Genomic DNA, 2,728 nt, shown 5'->3' with positions numbered 1-2,728 from the left:
GGCAAAGGCCGTGGATTGGACCAATTCCGTGTTTCTGGACAGGGTGAAGCGCGGCGGCTAAAAGGCCAAGTCCTAATCTTCTAAAACGCAGAGCCCATTTCCGCCGGTTTGCCGGCGGCCCTTCCGAAAAGGCAGCATTCATGAGTGGCGTGAACGAAATCCGGTCGACATTTCTCGACTACTTCCGCAAGGAGGGTCACGAGATCGTCGCGTCGAGTCCGCTGGTGCCGCGCAACGACCCGACGCTGATGTTCACCAACGCCGGCATGGTACAGTTCAAGAACGTCTTCACCGGCCTGGAGAAGCGGCCCTATTCGCGCGCCTCGACCGCCCAGAAGAGCGTTCGCGCCGGCGGCAAGCACAACGATCTCGACAATGTCGGCTACACCGCGCGTCATCTGACCTTCTTCGAGATGCTCGGCAACTTCTCCTTCGGCGACTATTTCAAGGAGCGCGCCATCGAGCTTGCCTGGAACTTGATCACCAGGGAATTCGGGCTGAGCAAGGACAAGCTGCTGGTCACCGTCTATCACACGGATGACGAGGCGGCCGGCTTCTGGAAGAAGATCGCCGGTTTTTCCGACGACCGCATCATTCGCATCGCGACCTCGGACAATTTCTGGGCGATGGGCGACACCGGACCCTGCGGGCCGTGCTCGGAGATCTTCATCGACCGCGGCGAGCACATCTGGGGCGGCCCTCCCGGCAGCCCGGAGGAGGATGGCGACCGTTTCCTGGAATTCTGGAACCTGGTGTTCATGCAGTATGAACAGGTGACGAAGGAGGAGCGCATCGACCTGCCGCGCCCCTCGATCGACACCGGCATGGGCCTGGAGCGCATGGCGTCCATCCTGCAAGGGGTGGAAAGCGTCTTCGAGACCGATCTGTTCCGTCACCTGATCGACGCGGCCTCGTCCGCGATCGGGCATGGTCCCGACAAGGAGACGGTCGCCTCCTACCGGGTCATTGCCGATCATCTGCGCTCGTCCTCCTTCCTGGTCGCCGATGGCGTGCTGCCCTCGAACGAAGGCAGGGGCTACGTCCTGCGCCGCATCATGCGCCGCGCCATGCGCCATGCACAGCTGCTCGGTGCCAACGAACCGCTGATGTGGAAGCTGGTGCCGGCGCTGGTGCGCGAAATGGGCCAGGCCTATCCGGAACTGCTGCGCGGCGAACAATTGATCACCGAGACGCTGAAGCTCGAGGAGACCAGGTTTCGCAAGACGCTGGTGCGCGGCCTCGGCCTGCTTTCCGAGGCGACCGAAACGCTGCATGCCGGCGACATGCTGGATGGCGAGACGGCCTTCAAGCTCTACGACACCTATGGCTTCCCGCTCGACCTGACGCAGGACGCACTGCGCCAGCGCAGCATCTCGGTCGATATTGCCGGCTTCACCAACGCGATGGAGCAGCAGAAGGCCGAGGCGCGCAAGCATTGGGCCGGGTCCGGCGACGCCGCCACCGAGACCATCTGGTTCTCGGTGCGCGAGAAGGCCGGCGCCACCGAGTTCCTCGGCTATGAGACTGAAGCTGCGGAAGGCATCATCCAGGCGCTTGTCCGGGACGGCAAGGCTGTCGACGGCGCCGGCAAGGGCGACGCGGTGGCGATCGTCGTCAACCAGACGCCGTTCTATGCCGAGTCCGGCGGCCAGATGGGCGACACCGGCGTCATCTCCGGCGAGGGGTTCTCGATCGAGGTTTCGGATACGCAGAAGAAGGCCGACGGGCTGTTCGTGCATATCGGCAAGGTGGCCAGCGGCACCGTCAAGACGGGCGCGGCTGTCGAGCTGAAGGTCGATCATGCAAGGCGCTCGAGGCTGCGCGCCAACCATTCCGCGACGCATCTGATCCATGAGGCGCTGCGCGAAGTGCTGGGCAGCCATGTCGCACAGAAGGGCTCGCTGGTCGCGCCCGAGCGCCTGCGCTTTGACATCTCGCACAACAAGCCGATTTCGGCCGAAGACCTCGAAGAGGTCGAGCGCATGGCCAACGAGATCGTCGTCCAGAACGGCCCGGTGACCACGCGCCTGATGTCGGTCGACGATGCCATCGCCGAGGGCGCCATGGCGCTGTTTGGCGAAAAGTACGGCGACGAAGTGCGCGTCGTGTCGATGGGCACCGGCCTGCACGGCGCCAAGGCGAACCGGCCCTATTCGGTCGAGCTCTGCGGTGGCACCCATGTCCGGGCGACCGGCGATATCGGCCTCGTGCGTGTCGTATCGGACAGCGCGGTCGCCGCCGGCGTGCGCCGCATCGAGGCATTGACGGGCGAAGCCGCGCGCAAACATCTCGACGAGCAGGACAGGCGTTTGAAGGCGACGGCAGCCGTGTTGAAGATTTCGCCGGCCGATGTACCGGCGCGCGTCGAGACGCTGCTCGAAGAGCGCAAGAAGCTCGAAAAGGAACTGACCGAAGCGCGCAAGAAGCTGGCATTGGGCGGCGGATCGTCTGCCGATGCTCCAGCCGCCAATGAGACGGTGGCCGGTGTCGGCTTTCTCGGCAAGACGGTCTCAGGTGTCTCACCGAAGGACCTGAAGCCGCTGGCCGATGCCGGCAAGACGTCGCTCGGCTCCGGCGTCGTCGTCTTCGTCGGCTCCGGTGAGGACAACAAGGCCAGCGTCGTCGTCGCCGTCACCGACGACCTCGTCGGCCGCTTCAGCGCCGTCGACCTTGTCCGAGTGGCCTCGGCGGCGCTCGGCGGGCAGGGCGGCGGCGGGCGGCCCGACAT

Annotated in this window: 1 protein-coding gene; it reads left to right on the top strand. The window is 64.8% G+C overall.

All coding sequences use genetic code 11. The features are described 5' to 3' along the window. Positions 1-140: 140 nt before the first annotated feature. The coding region (alaS, locus tag EN932_RS33270; protein ID WP_128369409.1) for an alanine--tRNA ligase at positions 141-2,728 on the top strand (2,588 nt) is incomplete at its 3' end.

It is taken from the genome of Mesorhizobium sp. M7A.F.Ca.US.002.01.1.1 (assembly GCF_004022955.1).
Taxonomy (GTDB): domain Bacteria; phylum Pseudomonadota; class Alphaproteobacteria; order Rhizobiales; family Rhizobiaceae; genus Mesorhizobium; species Mesorhizobium ciceri.
The sequence above is the reverse complement of the archived record's forward strand: the minus strand, read 5'-3'. Positions and strand labels throughout refer to the sequence as shown.